15 protein-coding genes and 2 pseudogenes are annotated in these 18,184 nt (G+C 62.0%); 13 read left to right on the top strand and 4 right to left on the bottom strand.

Going from position 1 to position 18,184, the window contains the following annotated elements:
- The first annotated feature begins 16 nt into the window (after positions 1-16).
- From AUC70_RS15680 to AUC70_RS15685, 3 genes and pseudogenes are all read left to right on the top strand, one after another.
- Positions 17-1,846 (top strand): ABC-F family ATP-binding cassette domain-containing protein, encoded by a 1,830-nt coding sequence (locus AUC70_RS15680; protein ID WP_069445707.1) that lies wholly within the window; start codon positions 17-19, stop codon positions 1,844-1,846.
- Positions 1,847-2,231: 385 nt separating this feature from the next.
- Positions 2,232-2,797, top strand: a pseudogene (locus AUC70_RS16525) (alpha/beta-hydrolase N-terminal domain-containing protein); the annotation flags it as partial.
- Positions 2,798-2,905: 108 nt separating this feature from the next.
- On the top strand, positions 2,906-3,820 hold the full coding sequence (locus AUC70_RS15685; protein WP_280138268.1) for an alpha/beta-hydrolase family protein: 915 nt from the start codon (positions 2,906-2,908) through the stop codon (positions 3,818-3,820).
- 56 nt (positions 3,821-3,876) lie between these two features.
- Here AUC70_RS15685 and AUC70_RS15690 read toward each other — a convergent pair whose 3' ends face one another.
- The 4 genes from AUC70_RS15690 to AUC70_RS15705 all read right to left on the bottom strand — a co-directional run bounded on the left by AUC70_RS15690 (position 3,877) and on the right by AUC70_RS15705 (position 5,965).
- Positions 3,877-4,161: a hypothetical protein gene (locus tag AUC70_RS15690; RefSeq protein WP_069445708.1), complete on the bottom strand. Its 285-nt coding sequence runs from the start codon at positions 4,159-4,161 to the stop codon at positions 3,877-3,879.
- A gap of 28 nt (positions 4,162-4,189) precedes the next feature.
- Entirely contained in the window at positions 4,190-4,999 is an 810-nt protein-coding gene (locus AUC70_RS15695) for a glycosyltransferase (protein ID WP_083241658.1), read from the bottom strand.
- On the bottom strand, positions 5,000-5,392 hold the full coding sequence (locus AUC70_RS15700) for a hypothetical protein (protein ID WP_141702172.1): 393 nt from the start codon (positions 5,390-5,392) through the stop codon (positions 5,000-5,002).
- A 78-nt stretch (positions 5,393-5,470) separates the two neighbouring features.
- Complete coding sequence (locus tag AUC70_RS15705; protein ID WP_069445711.1) at positions 5,471-5,965, bottom strand: c-type cytochrome; 495 nt, start codon at positions 5,963-5,965, stop codon at positions 5,471-5,473.
- 904 nt (positions 5,966-6,869) lie between these two features.
- On the opposite strand from AUC70_RS15705, the gene AUC70_RS15715 reads away from it, so the two are divergent.
- The 10 genes and pseudogenes from AUC70_RS15715 to AUC70_RS15760 all read left to right on the top strand — a co-directional run bounded on the left by AUC70_RS15715 (position 6,870) and on the right by AUC70_RS15760 (position 18,088).
- On the top strand, positions 6,870-7,799 hold the full coding sequence (locus AUC70_RS15715; protein WP_083241660.1) for a YegS/Rv2252/BmrU family lipid kinase: 930 nt from the start codon (positions 6,870-6,872) through the stop codon (positions 7,797-7,799).
- A gap of 241 nt (positions 7,800-8,040) precedes the next feature.
- Positions 8,041-8,583, top strand: a complete 543-nt coding sequence (locus AUC70_RS15720; protein WP_069445713.1) for a zinc ribbon domain-containing protein — start codon at positions 8,041-8,043, stop codon at positions 8,581-8,583.
- 487 nt (positions 8,584-9,070) lie between these two features.
- Positions 9,071-9,748 (top strand): DUF3772 domain-containing protein, encoded by a 678-nt coding sequence (locus AUC70_RS17325; RefSeq protein ID WP_069445714.1) that lies wholly within the window; start codon positions 9,071-9,073, stop codon positions 9,746-9,748.
- A 23-nt stretch (positions 9,749-9,771) separates the two neighbouring features.
- Positions 9,772-11,871, top strand: coding sequence for a mechanosensitive ion channel family protein (locus tag AUC70_RS15730; protein ID WP_141702173.1), 2,100 nt, complete (start codon positions 9,772-9,774; stop codon positions 11,869-11,871).
- 383 nt (positions 11,872-12,254) lie between these two features.
- Positions 12,255-12,836 carry a phospholipase D-like domain-containing protein gene (locus tag AUC70_RS15735; RefSeq protein WP_069445716.1) on the top strand — a complete coding sequence of 194 codons (582 nt, stop codon included), beginning with the start codon at positions 12,255-12,257 and terminating at the stop codon, positions 12,834-12,836.
- Between the two features lie 60 nt (positions 12,837-12,896).
- Positions 12,897-13,106 carry a hypothetical protein gene (locus AUC70_RS15740; RefSeq protein ID WP_069445717.1) on the top strand — a complete coding sequence of 70 codons (210 nt, stop codon included), beginning with the start codon at positions 12,897-12,899 and terminating at the stop codon, positions 13,104-13,106.
- A 154-nt stretch (positions 13,107-13,260) separates the two neighbouring features.
- Positions 13,261-13,749: an ATP-dependent zinc protease family protein gene (locus AUC70_RS15745; RefSeq protein ID WP_069445718.1), complete on the top strand. Its 489-nt coding sequence runs from the start codon at positions 13,261-13,263 to the stop codon at positions 13,747-13,749.
- 67 nt (positions 13,750-13,816) lie between these two features.
- Positions 13,817-14,722, top strand: coding sequence for a 30S ribosomal protein S6--L-glutamate ligase (rimK, locus tag AUC70_RS15750; protein ID WP_069445719.1), 906 nt, complete (start codon positions 13,817-13,819; stop codon positions 14,720-14,722).
- A 2-nt stretch (positions 14,723-14,724) separates the two neighbouring features.
- Positions 14,725-15,765, top strand: coding sequence for a succinylglutamate desuccinylase/aspartoacylase family protein (locus AUC70_RS15755; protein WP_069445720.1), 1,041 nt, complete (start codon positions 14,725-14,727; stop codon positions 15,763-15,765).
- Positions 15,766-16,094: 329 nt separating this feature from the next.
- Positions 16,095-18,088, top strand: a pseudogene (locus AUC70_RS15760) (acyl CoA:acetate/3-ketoacid CoA transferase).
- Positions 18,089-18,184: the final 96 nt, after the last annotated feature.

Below are 18,184 nucleotides of genomic sequence, written 5' to 3' on the forward strand. Positions count from 1 at the left end.
CGGGCTAGCACGAGCCATGGCTTCGCCTCCCCTTCTTCTTCTCAAGGACGTCTCGCTCTCTTACGGCAGCAAACCTCTGCTGTCCGGTGCCGTCTTGTCGGTCGGGCAAGGCGAACGGCTTTGCTTGGTGGGCCGCAATGGCTCAGGCAAATCGACGCTCCTGAAGATCGCCGCCGGCATGATCGAGCCCTATGCCGGCAGCCGCTTCGTTCAGCCGGGCGCCACCATCCGCTACCTAGCTCAAGAGCCCGATCTGTCCGCCTATGCGTCCACGGGCGCCTTTGTCGAAGCGGGGCTCGCCCCCGGCGATGATCCGCATCGCGCGCGGCAACTTCTGGAGAGCCTCGGACTGACCGGCGATGAACTGCCGGCAAATTTGTCGGGCGGTGAAACAAGGCGCGCGGCATTGGCGCAAGTCTTGGCCCCGGATCCCGACATCGTGCTGCTGGACGAGCCGACCAATCATCTTGACGTCGCGGCGATCGAGGAACTGGAGGCGGTGCTCAAGGCTCCCCGTTCGGCGTTGGTCTTGATCAGCCATGACCGGCGCTTTCTGGAAAACCTCTCGCAAGCGACAGTCTGGCTCGATCGCGGCATCACCCGGCGGCTCGAACAGGGGTTTGGCGCCTTCGAGGCATGGCGGGACGGCATCCTCGAGGAAGAAGAGACCGCGCGTCACAAGCTCGACCGGAAGATTGTCCGCGAGGAGCATTGGCTGCGCTACGGCGTCAGCGCCCGGCGAAAGCGCAACCAGCGCCGCCTCGAGAACCTGGTCTCGCTGCGTGGCGAGCGCACGGTCGCCAAGCGTAATCGCACGCAGGCCGACGTGAAAATGTCCGCCCATGAGGCCAACGAATCCGGGCGCAAAGTGATCGAAGCGCGGGGTGTCTCGAAACGCTACGGCGACCTGGTTCTCGTGCGTGACTTCAACATCAAAATCGCCCGCGGCGACCGGGTTGGTCTCGTGGGCCCCAACGGCGCCGGCAAGACGACACTCATCAATATCTTCACCGGAGCGCTGGAACCGGACGCAGGTCGCGTCAAATTCGGGACGAATCTCGAAGTGGCCACCCTTGATCAAAAGCGCGAACGGCTCGACCCCGAGAAAAGCGTCTCCGCGACCTTGACCGGCGGGAGCGGCGACACGGTGATCATCAACGGCGAAGAGCGTCACATCATTAGCTACATGAAGGACTTCCTGTTCGAGCCGGAGCAGGCGCGCACGCCCATCAAGGCACTATCGGGCGGTGAGCGCGGCAGGCTGATGCTTGCCTTGGCGCTGGCGCACCCGTCGAACGTTCTGGTTCTCGACGAACCCACCAACGATCTCGATCTCGAGACATTGGACGTGCTGCAGGAATTGCTGGCGGACTATCCGGGAACCGTGCTGCTGGTCAGCCACGACCGTGACTTTCTCGACCGAACCGTCACCTCGATCGTCGCCTCCGAAGGGGACGGACAGTGGATCGAATATGCCGGCGGCTACACGGACATGGTGGCGCAGCGTGGGGCCGGCGTGGGCACGCCGACACAGGAGAAGCCCGCTGCGAAGAGCCGCGAGAAAACATCGCCGCCGCCGAAGGCCCCGCCCGCACCTCGCAAGCGCCTCAGCCCCAAAGAGCAGCATCTGTTGAAGACCGCGCCCAAGCGCATGGACGAGCTGACGGAAGAAATCCGCCGGCTGGAGCAAGTCCTTGCCGACCCGCAGCTCTACACGAAAGACCGCGAGGCCTTTACGGCCGCGACCGAGGCGTTGGGCAAAGCCCAGGTGGAGCTTGCCGCCGTGGAAGAAGAATGGCTGCGGCTCGAACTGCTGCAAGAAGAGATCGCGGCGAAGGTTGGCTGAACTCACGCGCAAGGTGGCGCGGTGACCATTGTGACGGAGAACGCAAAACTCGAGAACCGTTGAGCGCGTGGGCGTTCCGAGGGTTCGCATCCCTCCCTCTCCACCAGCCTCTCGGGACACTGATATCGACCGGTCGCTCGGCTCTTGCAGCTTGCCGCAGCCCATCCGCATTCAAGTCGAAAGCTACCGGCGAGCCTCGAGCCGTTGTGGGGAATGCGGCTGTCATTCAACTATTTCTGGGTGGTAGTGTCGGGTAGATCAGCCAGCCTTGCCACTCGGAGAATATGATCAGTAGCCCACGTTCCGCACCGACCGAGCCTGAGGCAGCCCCTTGGTGGCTCCCTTCCTATGTAGGGATCTTTCTCGGCGTCATCTTTTTCGCCTGATGTTCACGCCATCCTTGGTACCGCGCCCGCCGATCTTTCAAGGGCTCCTCGGCGGTTTGGCCTTTGCCATCGGCTATGCCATCGGGCACGGCAGCGTGGTCCTGTGGCGCTATCTCGAGCTGCCGGAAGTGCCGCGGCCGTGGCGGCGGGCGGCGAATATCGTCATGGCCGTCGCCTGCGCCATCGCTGCCGTCATCTACGTTCCGCAGGCTGCCGCCTGGCAGGACGAGGTCCGGGCCCGGCTGAACATGCCGCCCGTCGAGACAGCCAATCTTTTGCTGGTGTTCACGGTCGCGGCGGTCGCGGCGCTGCTCCTGATCCTCTTGGGGCGTCTGGTGGTCGCAGCGTCCGGGAGGCGTCGGCCGTCGTTTACCGCTGGATGCCGCGGCGGATCGCCGGCTTGCTCGGCGCCGTGATCTTTGTCGTGCTGCTGATCACGATCGTGAACGGGACGCTGGTCAGCGCCACGATCGGCGCGATCGATCGCGCGGCAGCTCTCGTGGACGTGACTGATCCGCCGGGGGCCGCCGTGCCCACGGAAGACACCCGCTCGGGCGGCCCCGGCTCTTCTATCGCCTGGCAGGAACTCGGACGCGCCGGCAAGCGGTTCGTCACGGAAGGACCGAGAAAGACGGACATCGAGGCCTTCACCGGGCGCGAAGCGCTCGAGCCGATCCGCGTCTATGCCGGACTCCGCGCCGCTGATACCCCTGAAGAGCAGGCCGAGGCGGCCCTGGCGGATCTGATTCGTATGGGCGCGTTCTCGAGGTCCATCCTGGTCATCGCGACACCGACTGGGACCGGCTGGGTCGACAACAACGGGATCGCGCCCCTCGAATACATGCATGACGGCGATATCGCGACCGTCGGCGTTCAGTATTCTTATCTGCAAAGCCCGTTCTCGCTGGTGCTCGAACCGGGCCGCTCTCAGGACTCCGCGGCCGCCGTATTCAGGACCATCTACCGCTATTGGAAGACTCTGCCCGAAGACAGCCGGCCGAGACTCTATCTCTTCGGCCTCAGCCTCGGCTCGCACGGATCGGAAGCCTCGCCGCCGGTGCATGCCTGGCTCGGGGATTCGTTCGATGGCGCCGTCTGGTCCGGCCCGCCGTTTCGCAATCGACTCTGGCGCACCATTCAGCGCGACCGGGACGAGGGGTCGCCCTCTTGGCGGCCGGTGTTCGAGGGTGGCGCCAATTTCCGCGTGATCGGCCATGGAGGCGATGCGAGCGAGGCCCCCGCGGATTGGGGAAGGGTGCGCATGGTCTACATGGTGTATCCGAGCGACGCGATCGTGTTCTTTGAAGAGAGCATGTTCTACCGGCAACCAGAATGGTTGACCCCGCCTCGTGGCGAGGACGTCTCTCCGCTACTGCGGTGGTATCCGATCATCACTGCCCTGCAGGTCGGGATCGACATGATGTTGTCGGCGGAAGTGCCGCCGGGACACGGCCACGACTACGCGGTGGGGGATTACATATCGGCTTGGAATGCCGTTACCGCTCCGGAAAACTGGACCGATGAGGACGCGAGGCGACTAGCCACCACGATCGAGACGGAAGCCGCCAAGCACAGCGGATCCTGGTGAGGACACGAGGAGCGACGCAGACCTAAAGATGTCGCGCTCCGCGATCCAGCTGCAACTCACTCCGCATCGGCACGAGAGACCATGCACATGAACGGCTGACGGTCGACGCCCTCGAATAGGATCTCACCGATCACCGTTACGATGCCGTGCTCCTTGTTCTTGAGGGCGGCATTGATCTCATAGTCGATGTGGCCGATTTCGTGCGTGCCCTCCGCGCTGTCCATGAACGCGCGCATGACCTGAAACGGCGCCTGAGCAAGGAGGTCGTCCGGCCCCGAGAATTCGTAACGCCCCTCGCCGCCGTACTTTCCATGGATGAGAATAGCCAGGTACTTCGCCATCTGCTTGCTCCTTGTGGTCCCGGCGACATCATGGGGCACGGCAATGACGGTTCTCTGACAACGAACCGTAAGATGTTGAATTTGACTGGGACTCTGGTCTTCCCGGCACGGAGCGGAGCCTGCGGCTTCCAGTTCGGGTCGGACGCGGACAGTCCCTGCTCACATGGAGGTCACCGGGAAAATAGAGATCAAAGCTTCTTCGCGATACGCGCAATGCCGAGCTCAGCGCGTAGCTGCGTGACGCCGTGATGTCCTCCAGCCTTGTGCGAAGGTCCGCCTCAGACGCGCTGGCTTGCTTCAACTGTTTGCGAAGCCCTTTGAGAGAGTCTTGCTGATGCCGGATCTCAGCTTTCTGATCAGCGACTTCCTGCTCCAACTGAGCGTGCCCCTGCACGATAGCCGTGACGACATGTTTTGGCATAGAGACACGCCGGGTTCCAGGCTCAGCGCAGGCCAGGTCGCGCAGAATGCTTAGGAGCTGATCTCCGCTGCAGACGAACTTGACGTCGCCGTGCTGCTTCGCTGCCACGCCGATCCGAGCCGCGCGATCCGGATCGTCCGCCAGTTCTTCGATGCGGTCCGCCAGTTCCTCGACACTGCCGGGCGTGTAGGAAAGCCCGGTCACACCATCGCGCATCATCTCGGGTATCCCGCCGCTCGCCGTATAGATAACCGGCCGGCCAAGCTTCATGCCATCCACCACCACGCGGCCGAAGGCCTCGTTCCGTGAACAGACGAGCAGCGCATCCGCAGCAAGCATTGCGGGATACGGATCGTGGATGAAATCCACGATCCGCACGTGTTCTCCGAGCCCATTCTGGCTGACGAAGTCTTCGATCTACCAGCAGAGTTTGGCCCCGGACGTGCACACATAGGGTGAGACCACACCCGACCAGCATGTTGTGTAGGAGCTCCTCTTCACGATGTCCGGCTTGTAGATGCCGCACCAGACGTTGAAGCAGAGCATGTTGTTGCTGACGCTGGTGCGCCAATAAGGATTCGGCGACGCGCGCATGGCGCTCACGGTAACGGCGCCAAGCCTCTTCTGCGCCTTGTAGTCCCTAACCTCCTCGGCAAGCGCGGCTTGCGCGCGACCGACCGCCGTCGGCTTGTCGAACCCGTCAGCAGTACCTGACAGGAGAACGCAACCGGCTTGCACCGGAGCGCTCAAAGTCAGACACGAAATCGCAACGGCAAAAACCAGCGCGAAGCGATGCCAATACACCCTCATCGGAACCCATCCTTCTCACTCAGCCCGATTCCCCATCTGGCGCAGACCAACACTCTACCGGCGCCGCCCTGGATCGTTTCACCGCTTTGTGTCTTTCCAGTGCTGCGTCATCTCTTCCAGATATTCGACGATCTTGCGCCTGGTCTCGGGATCGGCGATGCCTTCGAAGTCCATGGTGGTTCCAGGAACAGTCGCTTGTGGATCCGTCAGAAACTTGTCGAGCCGTTCCGGCGTCCATGTCCCCCCGAACTGCGCCATCGCCTTGGAGTAGTCGTAGTTCTTGTGCGTTGCCACCTTGCCGCCGACGACGCCCACGAGGTCCGGGCCAACACCATGGACTTCTTTCCTGACCGCATGGCAACCGATGCAGGCGGAGAAGATTTGATTGCCGGCCTCGACGACTTGGATCGTATTGCGTCCGTTCCAGAGCACGAGCCGCCCGTCCGGGAGTTCCACGAGATCTTCGATCCACTCCCCTAATTCCAATCTTTCGACGACCACCGCCCCGCCTTCTCTCACCCTCACCCGGTAGAGCGACTTCCCGTTCCCGGCGCCCGTCTTGGAGCCGACCATGAGGTCGCCCTCCGGTTTCGTTGGGCAGCCTCGTCTTGAGGCACGGGTCCGTCTCATAGCGCACGGTCCAATCGGCAGAAGACGGGTTCTCAAAGTCGATCTTGGCTTCGGACAGACGCAGCGTGTAGCACTTACGCGCGCGATCCCAATGGGTGGTGTCTGCGTAGAGCAGATCCTCGTCGCCGTCCCCTTTATCCAAAATGATGTCTGTAACTCGGTACCACCTGTTCTTGGCCTTTGGATTGAGCTTGCGGTGGGTCTTGACGTCCAGCGGCGGCTTTATGTCGAGAGGCTTGAGCCGTAGTCCGCCTCGTCAACAAAGAGCAAATAGGAATCGCCGTCTCCAGTCGTTAGGAGCACGCGATTACCATCGGCCAGCGCCAAACCACCGCCGCTTGCTATCTTCGGCCTGAGAATAAGGTAGATTGATACTTTCACATCGTAGTATCTACCGAAGACATACTCGACGGACGCTTCGGAATCCCGCGCCGCGCCCGGTCCCGATCTTGTATTACTCTTGTAGTTACCTTTCAGATAAACTACGCCCACGATGCCGGCCAAACACAAGAGCCCAATCAGAGCACCTTAGATCGCTCGCCTTCTCAAAATCGGCCTCCGTTTATAGGTCCATGTGGGATGAAAAAAGGGACTTCTAGATAGCGGCTGATGTCTGGCGGGAAGAGATAGCAAAACGGGGGCGACCGCTTTCGAACAAGATGTTGTTTCGGATCGAGCCCCGTCCCGCTCGGAAACGGCAGAAAGGCAGCCGCTGGGGACACGGACGATCCCGGCTGGACGGGCTGTTTCGAACCTTGGAACAACCTGGCAAACCAGCTGTTCGGTCTTGGGGCGGCTGCTGGCATCAACGTGGGGAGTTGTCCGAGTGCGCTGGAGGTACGCCTGAATGCCGATCGAACGTCCCGGTGCATGCCTGCTGGCTCGCGAGGAGATCCTCTCCCGGCTGGATGTGGCAGCTGCGGTGGAAGAGGTGCGGCGCTCATCCGTCGCGCTTGATATCCGCACGCCGCCGAGCCCCGACGCGCTTAAGGAGTCAATCCCCCGCGCGATCGAAGAGGGCGCCAGCCGGATCGTTGTGGCCGGCGGCGACGGCACCCTCAACGCTGCGGTCGATGCGCTAATGGGAGCAGGCTTGGGCGGACAGGCATCGCTCGGGCTCTTGCCGCTCGGTACAGCGAACGACTTCGCGAAGAGTGCCCGCATCCCCGCGGGCGACCTGGCCGAAGCACTTGCTCTCGCCTGTGTCGGCCAAGCGACTGCGATCGACGTCGGACACGTGAACGGACGCTATTTCGTGAATACGGCCAGCCTCGGCTTCGGGGCGCAGGTCACGGCGACCACGCCGCAGGACATGAAAAAGCTCTTGGGCGGCACGGCCTATTCCATCATGGGACTCGTACGCGCGTTCCAAGCGGAGCCCCACGAGGGACGACTTACGCTGCCGGGCGGCGAGACGATCGAGACGCGATTCTTGATCATGGTGGTCGGCAACGGCCGTTTCGCAGGCGGCGGGTTTGACGTGGCCCCACGGGCCAGTCTGACCGATGGCCTACTCGATATTGCGTTGATCACCGATACGGCTACCGAGTCGATCGGCACTCTGCTGGATGAGCTAAGTGATCCGGCCCACCCCGAGAACGAGCACGTCTACTATCGGCAAGTCCCCGGCTTCACGCTCGAAACAACGAACCCGCTCCACGTCACGCTGGATGGGGAGCCCACCACCGGATCCCGGTTCGAATTTCGATGCAGCCCTCAGGCCCTGTCCATGGTCTTGGGCGCAGACTCTCTGACCGCCAAGGAGACGCCAGCTTGAGGAAAGTGGACGTCGCCCCCATCCCGACGCTGGCCGACAAGGGCCGACACCGAGACCTGGAACATCACCATGCACCGCACGTTGACGACGGCATGCAATGTTTTGATGATAGCGGTCAGTTAGAGTGGTTCGAGTCGGCGTAGGCTCTCTGTGCGCAATAGCTCTATTGTCGCGATGGCGGCGGTATCGCCAGTGGACGCCTGCCAATAGAATGCAAGAGTGTTAGGAGCACTGACTACCGATGGCTCATGTCTGCCCAAGCTGCAATGCGCCCCTCGCCGATGACGACAAATTCTGCAGCGAGTGCGGCAGAGAGCTCGACGCCTTTCTGGAGCTCCCTGACGGTTCGCGCCCGGTGGCGCGCCGGCCGAACCTGTACCGGGACGCCATCGTCTTTTTCGTTCTAGCGGCCATCAGCACGCTCGTAGCGGACTTCATCGAAGTTAATCTGGCGCTGAGAGCGACCTGGGACATCACGTCGACGCCGTCGCTCTACCTCGTCTATTCGTTGCTTGCGATGGGCGTTTTCGTCATCCTCTATATCCTCTGGGGGCGCATTTTCCGGGGTGCGGGAGCGGGCTATTCCGGCCGCCGGCTGCTCGTGCAATTGATCTGCCTTGGGCTGGGCATGGCGGTCTTGTTCTACGGCCCGATCACCGATGCGATCTACGAATTGACCGACCCGGAGGGACCAATCTGGGTCCAGTTCGATCTTCTGAATGCCTTGCTGGCCACACTGCTGTATGCGGCCTATCTCGCGTTCACCTTGAGGCGCGCCGACTGACGGCGACACGAAGCCGGCCCCAGCCGGTGACGAGACGTTCGAGCTTTGTCCGGGCCTCGCCGGACTTGGCGGTTTCCGCTGGATTTGGCTGAAAAGCACCCGCGGGCGCGGATTCAGCCCCGCAGATGGACTCGCCTGCCGTCAATCTTCCTCATTGTCGTGGCTGAACGTCAGCCGATAAAACCTGTTCTGGAACTCCCAGGGAGCTTCCAGCCGCTTTTCGCCGAGGAGACCCGTCGACCGTGCCAAGCTTGGGGCCACTGCCAAAAATCTTACGAATGCTGACGGTTTCCGGTCTTCTCCTGGCGCCGCTGGGCTTGGCGTGCGCTCACGCCCAGGATGCACAAGTCGCGCCCGCTGCCGAAACACCCGCTACCGAAGCACCCGCTACCGAAGCACCCGCTACCGAAGCACCCGCTACCGAAGCACCCGCTACCGAAGCGGGTACCACCGAGCCGGGGCCGCAGAAGCCGGAGCCGCAGAAACGGTGCCAGCCGAAGCTGCCGCTACCGATCCGGATGTTCTGGCCTTCAGCGAAAAGCTCGACAGATGGCGCGCCAAGATCCAGGCCGCGGAACGAGAAATTGCCGATTCTGCAACGACCGACGAGGACCTCCGGAACATCCCGGACGAACTCGAGGAACTGCGCCAAACGATCATCGACCGTCGCGCGAAACTCCGGCCGAGTTTGGAAGACCGGCGGGAGCGGCTGGCAAAGCTCGGCCCCGCGCCTAAAGACGACGCTCCAAGGGAAAGCGACGAGATCGCTGAGCAAAGAAAGCAACTCGAGGAAGAGGTTGCGGACATTGACGGCAAGCTGAAACAAGCGGACGTGCTGTTCGTGCGCGCGGGCCAGGTGATCGATCAGGCCAACGAGGCGCGCCGCGATCGCTTCACGGACTCGCTCTTTCGGCCGGTCCCCAACCTATACTCCTCCATCCTCCCGACGGCTCTTGAAACGCTGCCTCAGCAGTTCGTCCGCATCTTCGCGGAGGCCGAGGAGCGGATCGCGGAAGCTTGGAGCAAGGGAGTCCTGGTTTTCGGACTTCTATTGATCGCGCCCTTCGGTGCCGCCTTCGCGGCCAGCCGCTTCGCTCCTCGCTTGGCGCCGAGTGCGTCGAGGCCGGTCAAACCGCCAGTCTTCAGGACCGGGGCGTCGCGGTAATCAAGGCTTTGCTGCGAACCTGCTTGCCCGTTTGGGCGGGGCTCGCCGCTTTCGGTCTCATCGCCGTGTCGGCAGGACTGGCCGGTCCCACGCTCGACGCCTTCCTGCCGCAAGCGCTGATGGCAATTGCCTGGGCCACACTCCTCGCATCCCTCGTTCGCGAGACGCTCGTTCCGGACGGCGGCGTTCAAAGGATAGTTCCCGCAACCGATGCAGTCGCCTGGAAGGTGGCGGTCTTGCTATGGGCGCTGATTGCCGTCTGGCTGCTCGACAAGTTGTTCGTGTTGAAAGACTTCATCGTTTTCACGCCCTATCAGGTCTCGGTCTTTCGCTCGACCCTGTTCGCCGCGCTGTGCGGGCTCCTTCTCCTCTCGGTTCTCTGGACAATCCACAAAGGACCGCAGATACGCCAAGCTGCTCTCAGCGGTTGGCGGGGCTGGCTGTTTTCACTCGCTGCCGTTCTCACCGGCGCCATCCTGCTGGCCATGCTGCTCGGCTACGAGTCGCTCGCACACTTCATCGGGACTCATGCCGTGTCGACGGCCGGCGTGCTGTGGATCATGTATCTGCTGCATCTGGCCGCCGAGTCCATCTCGAGCGTCAGCATGATCTCGGGCCAGGCCATCGACGACGATATCGAAGAAGACGAGAACATGGGGGCGCCCTCGCTTCTGACGATGCGGATCATCGCCAGCCTGTTCCTGGACATTGCCATCCTGGCGGTCGGCATCACGATTCTGCTACTGCTGTGGCGGTTCGACTGGGTCGAGGTTCACAGCTGGATCAAGGCGGCCTTTTTTGGGTTCCAGTTTGGCCCAATACGGATCTCGCTTCAGTCCGTGCTGATCGCGCTTGGCGTCTTTGCCTTGGGCTTGGCGCTCACGCGCTTCGTGCAGCGCTGGGTCACGGGCCGTGTTTTCGCCGGACGGAAAAGCGAATCCGGCTTGCACGAATCCGTCCGGATCGGCATCGGCTATCTCGGGTTCGTCTTAGCCGCGCTGGCGGGCATATCCTATCTCGGTGTCGACTTCTCGAACCTCGCTATCATCGCCGGCGCGTTGTCGGTCGGCATCGGCTTCGGCCTGCAGAGTATTTTCAACAACTTCGTGTCTGGTCTCATTCTGCTTGCCGAACGGCCGATCAAGATCGGCGACTACATCCGGGTCGGCGACCAGGAAGGAACCGTCAAGAAGATCAGTGTTCGGTCGACCGAAATCGAGACGATCCATCGGCAATCGGTCATCGTTCCGAACGCGACGCTCATCACCGATCCGGTGGTGAATTGGATGCATCTCGACAAGAGCTGCCGCCTCGATCTGCCCGTGGGCGTCGACTACGGCACGGACATGGAACTGCTCAGTTCCACGCTGCTAGACGTTGCGCGGTCGCATCGCGGCGTCCTCAAGCATCCGCCGCCCGTGGTGCACTTTTCCGGCTTTGGCGACAGCTCGCTCGATTTCGAGCTCCGCGTGTTCTTGCGTGACGTGCGCGAGCGGATCACAACGAGCAGCGCCCTGCGCTTTGCGATCCTGGCTGCGTTGCGCGACGCGAACATCAGCATTCCGTTCCCGCAGCGCGACGTGCACATGCGGGGGGCGCGCCGGAGGATGGGGTGGAAGAGGCAGATCTCCCGCCAGCGAAGTAGTCGTCAGGCGTTGGATTTGCCAGCCTCACGCCGGTGCTACGAAAGCTGGATGGCCCCGCTATTCGAAAGTGACGATGCGCCCGCCGACACTCCATTCGAGGCCAAGCGGATCGACGGTCACGTCGTCCTGCAAGGCGGCCGGCAGGCAGCCGCCCCAGGCTTCTCCCGGTTTGAGAATCTTGTCGCTGCTGTAGGCCCGGCGGCTCGCCAAGTTCGTGGTGTCGCCCTTACGCTGGGCCCTCAGCCGGAAGCTTATCTCCTCGAGAGTCTTCGACGAGTTGTTGACGATGTCGACATAAAGCGGACGGTCTTGGGCGTCCGAGCAGATCGCGCCAGCGCCTTGCGGATGGACGGTCACGCTGACGGCGACCTTCTTGACGTGGCGTTCATAGGTCCAATGCTCATAGGCGGTGACGCCCACCCAAAGCAGCAGGCCGAATACGGCGATCGCGAGCAGCGCCTTGAGCAACCACGTTAGCAACGCACGACTGAACACTTTGACCGAGTCGGCCATCGACCCTACCCTTTGGCTCTAGTGCCCACAGTCTACCTGGGCAGGCATGGATCACCAATGGCCATAGCTGTTTTCACATGGGTGTTGTCATAATGGGAACACTGCGATGCCAGACGCGGCGTAGCCCGGCACGCTCACGAGAGGATGCGCGCCATGAGCGCATCTGAGGCGCTTTATCAGCGCGCGGGCATACTCCTGTCCGAGGTTCCAAACTTCAATCGGCAGGGCGCGCTCAGCGAGCAAGAAGACCAATGGCTGGCCGCGGCACTGGCCGTGATCGAGAGCGCATCCGAGATCGTCCCCGTACCGGACGTCTGGAGATTTTCGACGCGAAGTACGCGGCAAAGATGGTCGTATCGCAGATCGCCAACGCTCATCTGCGGGCGACGAATGCGCGTATCGTCATATCCCTGCTTCGCCGCGTACTGGGACGTCTGGAGCTTCAGGTCCAAACGGCAATCGTTGGCGCATATGTCCCCGCGGGCGATGTCGACGAAGCCCACAAGGCCGTCGGCGCCGTGCTGAGGACTGCGGTCAAGGATGTCCTCCTGGTTGATCCGTTTGCCGATGAAACTATCCTCAAGGCATATGCGGAACAGGCTCCTGACAACATCGTCGTCCGGGTTTTGACCGATCCCGACAAACACGAGCCGACACTCAAGGCGGCGCGTGAAATCTGGAAGGCGCAATACGGCGACAAGCGGCCGCTCCAGGTGCGCCTCGCCAAGGCCCCGTTGCACGACAGGTTAATCATCGTGGACGGAGAGCGGGCCTGGACGGTGACACAGTCCTTCAAGGACCTGGCCGCAACGCGCCCAACGACTATTGTCAGTACACCAAGCGAAATTGCCGAGCTGAAGATCAAGGCCTACCAGGAGATTTGGAGCGGCGCGTCTCGGATTGTGCCGGCATCCGAGCCTTCACCGTGACTTTGGTCTGAATGCCGGCGGCGCGCTTCAGATTCCCATACGCCGAGAGGTGCGGACCCGATGAATACAGAGACCTACCTAGAAGAGGCTCGCGTGGCCCACAGGAAGATTGTGGAGGCGGCGGCGTATCTTCGCGAGGCGGCGGGGCCCTTCGCCGACACGCCGCGCAGAAGGGCCATCGAGGCGGTCGCAGCCGACGCCGAAAAGCTGGCTCTCGACCTGGAAGGCCATATGCAGGAAGTCTTGCGCGGGCTCTGGCAGGGCGAATAGGTCAGATGCTGCACGCAGCGATTCGGGGCTCTGAAACACGCATGCCTGTTCTTGATAACCGGGCCACTTCAGCCCTTCGCTGCTTCACGTTCAGCGGAAAGACAGTATGGTGCACTGACTTCGTCGGGCCCCATGGCGGCAAGGACCTCGTGTCATGAAGAAACGCGTCCCTCGTTCGAAACGTCTCGACGGCCGTGAGATCGGCTGGCGTGAGCACGTTGCCCTTCCCGAACTGAGGATCGCGTCAATGCGGGCAAAGATCGATACAGGTGCACGGACGTCGGCCTTGAATACCGACCATATGGAACGGTTCGAACGCGATGGACAAACTTGGATAAGCTTTACGCTTCCCGCGGCTGGACGAAGGTCGAAGGAGCGCTACGAAGCACAACTTGCCGATGTCCGTGCGATCAAGAACACGGGGGGCGTGGCGGAGACTCGCCCCATAATCAAGACGACAATGGTCCTCGGGAAACGTGCTTGGGTCATTGAGATTTCGCTCGCCGATCGTGAGAATATGAAGTTCGACATGATCGTTGGCAGAACCGCGCTGCGCACGCAGCGATTGATCGTCAACCCGGGCCGGTCGTATCTCGCAGGCGACCCCATCGGGCCCACGCCACTTGAGTCGCACGAAACGTAGTCGTGAAACGTCCTAAGGACGCATTGGCGTCTTGTTTTGTCTAATTCGTTGATACCGGGGTTTTGATATGAAGATCGCAATGTTGGCCCGCAACGCGGAACTTTATTCGCATCGGCGCTTGAAGGAAGCAGCAGAGCAACGCGGCCACGAGCTGGATATCATCAACACGTTGCGTTGCTACATGAACATCGCCTCGCGTCGGCCGGAGATCTACTACAACGGCGAGAAGTTGCCCCACTACGATGCTGTCATCCCACGCATTGGTGCATCGGTGACCTTCTACGGCTTGGCCGTACTGCGTCAGTTCGAGATGATGGGTGTCTATCCCCTCAACGAGTCGGTCGCCATCGGCCGCTCGCGCGACAAGCTCCGTTCGATGCAGATTTTGGCGCGCGATGGAATCGGCTTGCCGGTGACGACGTTCGCTCACGATCCAAAGCAGACCGAGGAAGTCGTCAGGCTGGCCGGCGGGGCGCCGCTGGTCGTCAAGCTTCTCGAAGGCACGCAGGGCATCGGCGTGGTCCTCGCGGACACGGATCGGTCCGCCAAGTCCGTCATCGAGGCCTTTCGCGGCGCCAATGTGAACATTCTGGTGCAGGAGTTCATCAAGGAGGCTGGTGGCAGCGACATCCGCGTTCTTGTTATTGGCGGAAAGGTCGTCGCCGCCATGAAGCGCACCGGCGCAGAGGGTGAGTTCCGGTCCAACCTCCACCGGGGCGGCTCCGCTCAGACGGTCAAGATTTCACCTGAGGAGCGGTCGACGGCGGTCCGCGCGGCAAAAGCGCTCGGGTTGAATGTCTGCGGTGTCGACATGCTGCGCGCCAACCACGGCGCCGTTATTATGGAGGTGAATTCCTCCCCGGGGCTTGAGGGCGTCGAGAAGGCCACAGGCATCGATATCGCCGGGAGGATGATCGAGTTCCTCGAGAAAGAAGCGAAACCAGGCAAGACACGGACGCGCGGCAAAGGTTGAAGTTGAGGCGAAAACCATTCGAGATCGGCGGCCGTCAAATCCCGCCAGGCTCACGCCAGACCGTTGATCTTCCCGTCAGCGTTCTGTCCGATCACACACCTGTCACCATGTCGGTCCACGTGGTGCACGGACGAGAACCGGGACCGACCCTGTTTGTGAGCGCCGCGATCCACGGCGACGAAGTCATGGGCGTGGAGATCGTACGCCGGCTCTTGCGTATGCCGAGCCTCGACACGCTGAAGGGCACGCTGCTGGCGATCCCCATCGTCAACAGCTACGGCTTCCTCAATCATTCACGCTACCTGCCGGACCGGCGGGACCTCAACCGCTCCTTCCCCGGCGACGCGGTCGGGTCCCTGGCCGCGCGTCTCGCCAACATGTTCATGACCGAGATCGTCAAACGGTCCGATGTGGGCATCGACTTGCACTCGGCGGCGATCCACCGCACCAACCTGCCGCAGGTCCGCGTCTCTCCGCGCAAACCGGAGACGATGACGCTTGCCGAGGTCTTCGGTGCGCCGATCGTGATGACATCCAAGATTCGCGATGGATCCCTGCGCCAAGCCGCCCGTGAGCATGACGTCGACATTTTGCTCTACGAAGCCGGCGAAGGCTTGCGCTTCGATGAGGTCTCCGCGCGAACGGGCGTGATGGGCATCCTGCGGGTGATGCGTCATCTCGGGATGGTCAAGGCCAAGGGGATTGCCAAGCCGCAGGTCGCGCCGATGCGGTCCTCGTCCAGTTTTTGGCTCCGCGCTCCGGCCGGAGGGCTGTTGCGTACCGTCAAGACGATCGGCGCTCACGTAGAGTGCGGCGACATCCTCGGACTGATTTCCAATCCGTTCGGCGAGGTCGAGACCGAGATCGTTGCCGGCGAGCCGGGCCTGTTGGTCGGCCGCACCAATCTGCCCGTGGTCAACGAAGGCGACGGGCTCTTTCACGTCGCCAGAATCCGCGCCGACGACGATCCAGCAGCAACGATCGACCTGCTGGCGGGCCAGCTCGAAGAAGACCCGCTGTTCGACGAAGACGAGATCATCTGATCGCGGCCTCCGACGCCCGTCGCCGGTTGCCGTCGCCAAAGACCGCAACAGGGCTGGATGCGGCATGACGCGAGAACACCCGTGTCAGCCCGCCCTTCCGGGCCTCCCCGAGCTGGACCCGGCGTTTCCGGCTCGCCCTCGCCATCCGCAACTCGGTTCGACACGGTCTGGAAGTCAATCGCAACTCGGTTCGACACGGTCTGGAAGTCAATGAGCCTTTGGTCTAATTCTGAAAGGCTGAAGCTCAGCGATCGGGCTTCCAATAAAGCTGTGCCCATTTCGCAAGTGCGAAAAGAGAAGACCCCAGAGGAAACGGATTGAGATTGAGAATGACAGACAAGACCATAAAGGCTGACGAAGCCATCGCGCTGATCCGTGACAACGATGTCGTCACAACGACCGGTTTTGTTCAAAGCTGCATTCCGGAGGCGCTTCATGCAGCCCTCGAGGCCCGCTTTGTCGAAACCGGCGGCCCCCGTGATCTCACGCTGATCATGTGCGCCGGCGCCGGCGACAGTAAGGGTCTTGGAACCGGCCGCCTGCACCATGAGGGTCTTCTGAAACGCGTGATCGCCGCCAATTTCGGCCGGATGCCCAAAGTCGCCGAGGCCGCCCAGCAGAACAAGATCTGCGGCTACAACCTGCCCCAAGGCGTGATCTCTCAGCTCTACCGGGCCTGCGCCGCGGGCCAGCCAGGCCTCTTCTCCAAGGTCGGCCTCCACACCTATGTCGATCCGAGGATCGACGGCGGCAAGGTCAACGACGTGACGGAGGAAGACATCGTCAAGCTCGTCGAGGTCGAAGGTGAGGAGTGGCTCTTCTACAAGGCGACGAAGATCGACGTGGCCTTCATCCGCGCCACCAGCGCCGATCCGTCGGGCAACCTTAGCATGGAGAAGGAAGCCCTGACGCTCGACAGCCTGGCCCAGGCCATGGCCGCCTACAACAATAGCGGCCTCGTCATCGCCCAGGTCGAGCGCATCGTCGAGCAGGGCTCTCTCAAGCCGAAGGACGTGAAGGTTCCCGGCATTCTGGTGGACTGCGTCGTGGTGGCCGACCCGCCCGAAATGCACCGCATGAATTATGGCGTGATCTACGATCCGGCGCTGTCCGGCGAAATCCGCGTGCCCGTGGAAGGCATGCCCAAGATGCCGCTCGATGCCCGCAAGGTCATCGCGCGCCGCGCCGCGTTCGAGCTGCCGCCAAATGGCGTCGTGAACCTCGGCGTCGGTGCGCCTGACGGCGTAGCTCGATCGCCAACGAAGAGAAGGTGACGCCCTATATCACCCTTACCACCGAAGCCGGCGCCGTCGGCGGCGTGCTGGCGGGTGGATCGAGTTTCGGATCCTCGGCCAACGCCCACTCGATCATCGACCAGAACACCATGTTCGATTTCTACGATGGCGGCGGCCTCGATCTCACCTGCCTCGGCATGGCCGAATGCGATGCGCAAGGCAACGTCAACACCAGCCGTTTCGGCGGACGCCTCAACGGGTGTGGCGGCTTCATCAATATCTCGCAGAACTCCCGCGCCGTCGTGTTCGCCGGGACATTCACCGCGGGCGGCCTGCAGGTCGAGATTGCCAACGGCACGCTCAAGATCATTCAGGAGGGCCGGGCCAAGAAGTTCGTCAAACAGGTCGAGCAAATTACGTTCAGCGGGCACTTCGCGCAGCAGCGCTCCCAGCCGGTGATCTACGTCACCGAGCGCTGCGTGTTCCAGCTCACCCCGGACGGCCTCGAGCTGATCGAAGTCGCGCCGGGCATCGATATCGATCAGGACATTCTCCCGCACATGGAGTTCGAGCCGATCTTCGTCAATCCGATCTGCATGGAACGGCGCATCTTCTTCGAAGAGCCGATGGAACTCTTGTCCGACCTGATGAACCTGAAACTCTGGGAACGCGTCAGCTACGACGAGGACCGGAACATCCTGTTCCTGAACCTCGAAGGCTGGAGCGTCCGCAAGAAGAGCGACATCGACGACCTTCAGAAGGTCCTATGCGATGCCTGCGAGAAGGCCGGCAAGCGGGTCAACGCTGTCGTCAATCACGACGGCAGCCGGATCGCGGAGGATCTCTACGACGACTATGCCGCGATGATCGCACACATGATGGAGCATCACTACGCTTCGACAACCCGGTACACGACCAGCGCCTTCATGCGCCTCAAGATGCAGGAAGCGCTGAGCAAGCGCGGGCTTGCACCGCATGTCTTCGAGAAGGCGTCGGAAGCCCACGAGGCTCTCGGGCTCGAGGACAGCGCCAATTCCGGCAAGAAGCCGACAGTGAACCACCTGGCCGAAGCCCCGATGGGCAAGTAGGACCGACGCCAACACGGGCTGCGCGTGCACGACCTGCGACCACCGCGCCGTTGGAACTGTCATCGCGCCGCATTATAGAATGCGCAACGACAGTCG

This window comes from Methyloceanibacter stevinii (assembly GCF_001723355.1).
GTDB classification, from domain to species: domain Bacteria; phylum Pseudomonadota; class Alphaproteobacteria; order Rhizobiales; family Methyloligellaceae; genus Methyloceanibacter; species Methyloceanibacter stevinii.

Coding starts and splice junctions, on each gene's coding strand:
- AUC70_RS15705 (WP_069445711.1), bottom strand. CDS start 5,965: ATGGTCGGCTCCAAGACGGGCGCCGGGAACGGGAAGTCGCTCTACCGG.
- AUC70_RS15720 (WP_069445713.1), top strand. CDS start 8,041: ATGGCTCATGTCTGCCCAAGCTGCAATGCGCCCCTCGCCGATGACGAC.
- AUC70_RS15715 (WP_083241660.1), top strand. CDS start 6,870: ATGCCGATCGAACGTCCCGGTGCATGCCTGCTGGCTCGCGAGGAGATC.
- AUC70_RS15680 (WP_069445707.1), top strand. CDS start 17: ATGGCTTCGCCTCCCCTTCTTCTTCTCAAGGACGTCTCGCTCTCTTAC.
- AUC70_RS15745 (WP_069445718.1), top strand. CDS start 13,261: ATGAAGAAACGCGTCCCTCGTTCGAAACGTCTCGACGGCCGTGAGATC.
- AUC70_RS15740 (WP_069445717.1), top strand. CDS start 12,897: ATGAATACAGAGACCTACCTAGAAGAGGCTCGCGTGGCCCACAGGAAG.
- AUC70_RS15735 (WP_069445716.1), top strand. CDS start 12,255: ATGGTCGTATCGCAGATCGCCAACGCTCATCTGCGGGCGACGAATGCG.
- AUC70_RS15700 (WP_141702172.1), bottom strand. CDS start 5,392: ATGAGGGTGTATTGGCATCGCTTCGCGCTGGTTTTTGCCGTTGCGATT.
- AUC70_RS15690 (WP_069445708.1), bottom strand. CDS start 4,161: ATGGCGAAGTACCTGGCTATTCTCATCCATGGAAAGTACGGCGGCGAG.
- rimK (WP_069445719.1), top strand. CDS start 13,817: ATGAAGATCGCAATGTTGGCCCGCAACGCGGAACTTTATTCGCATCGG.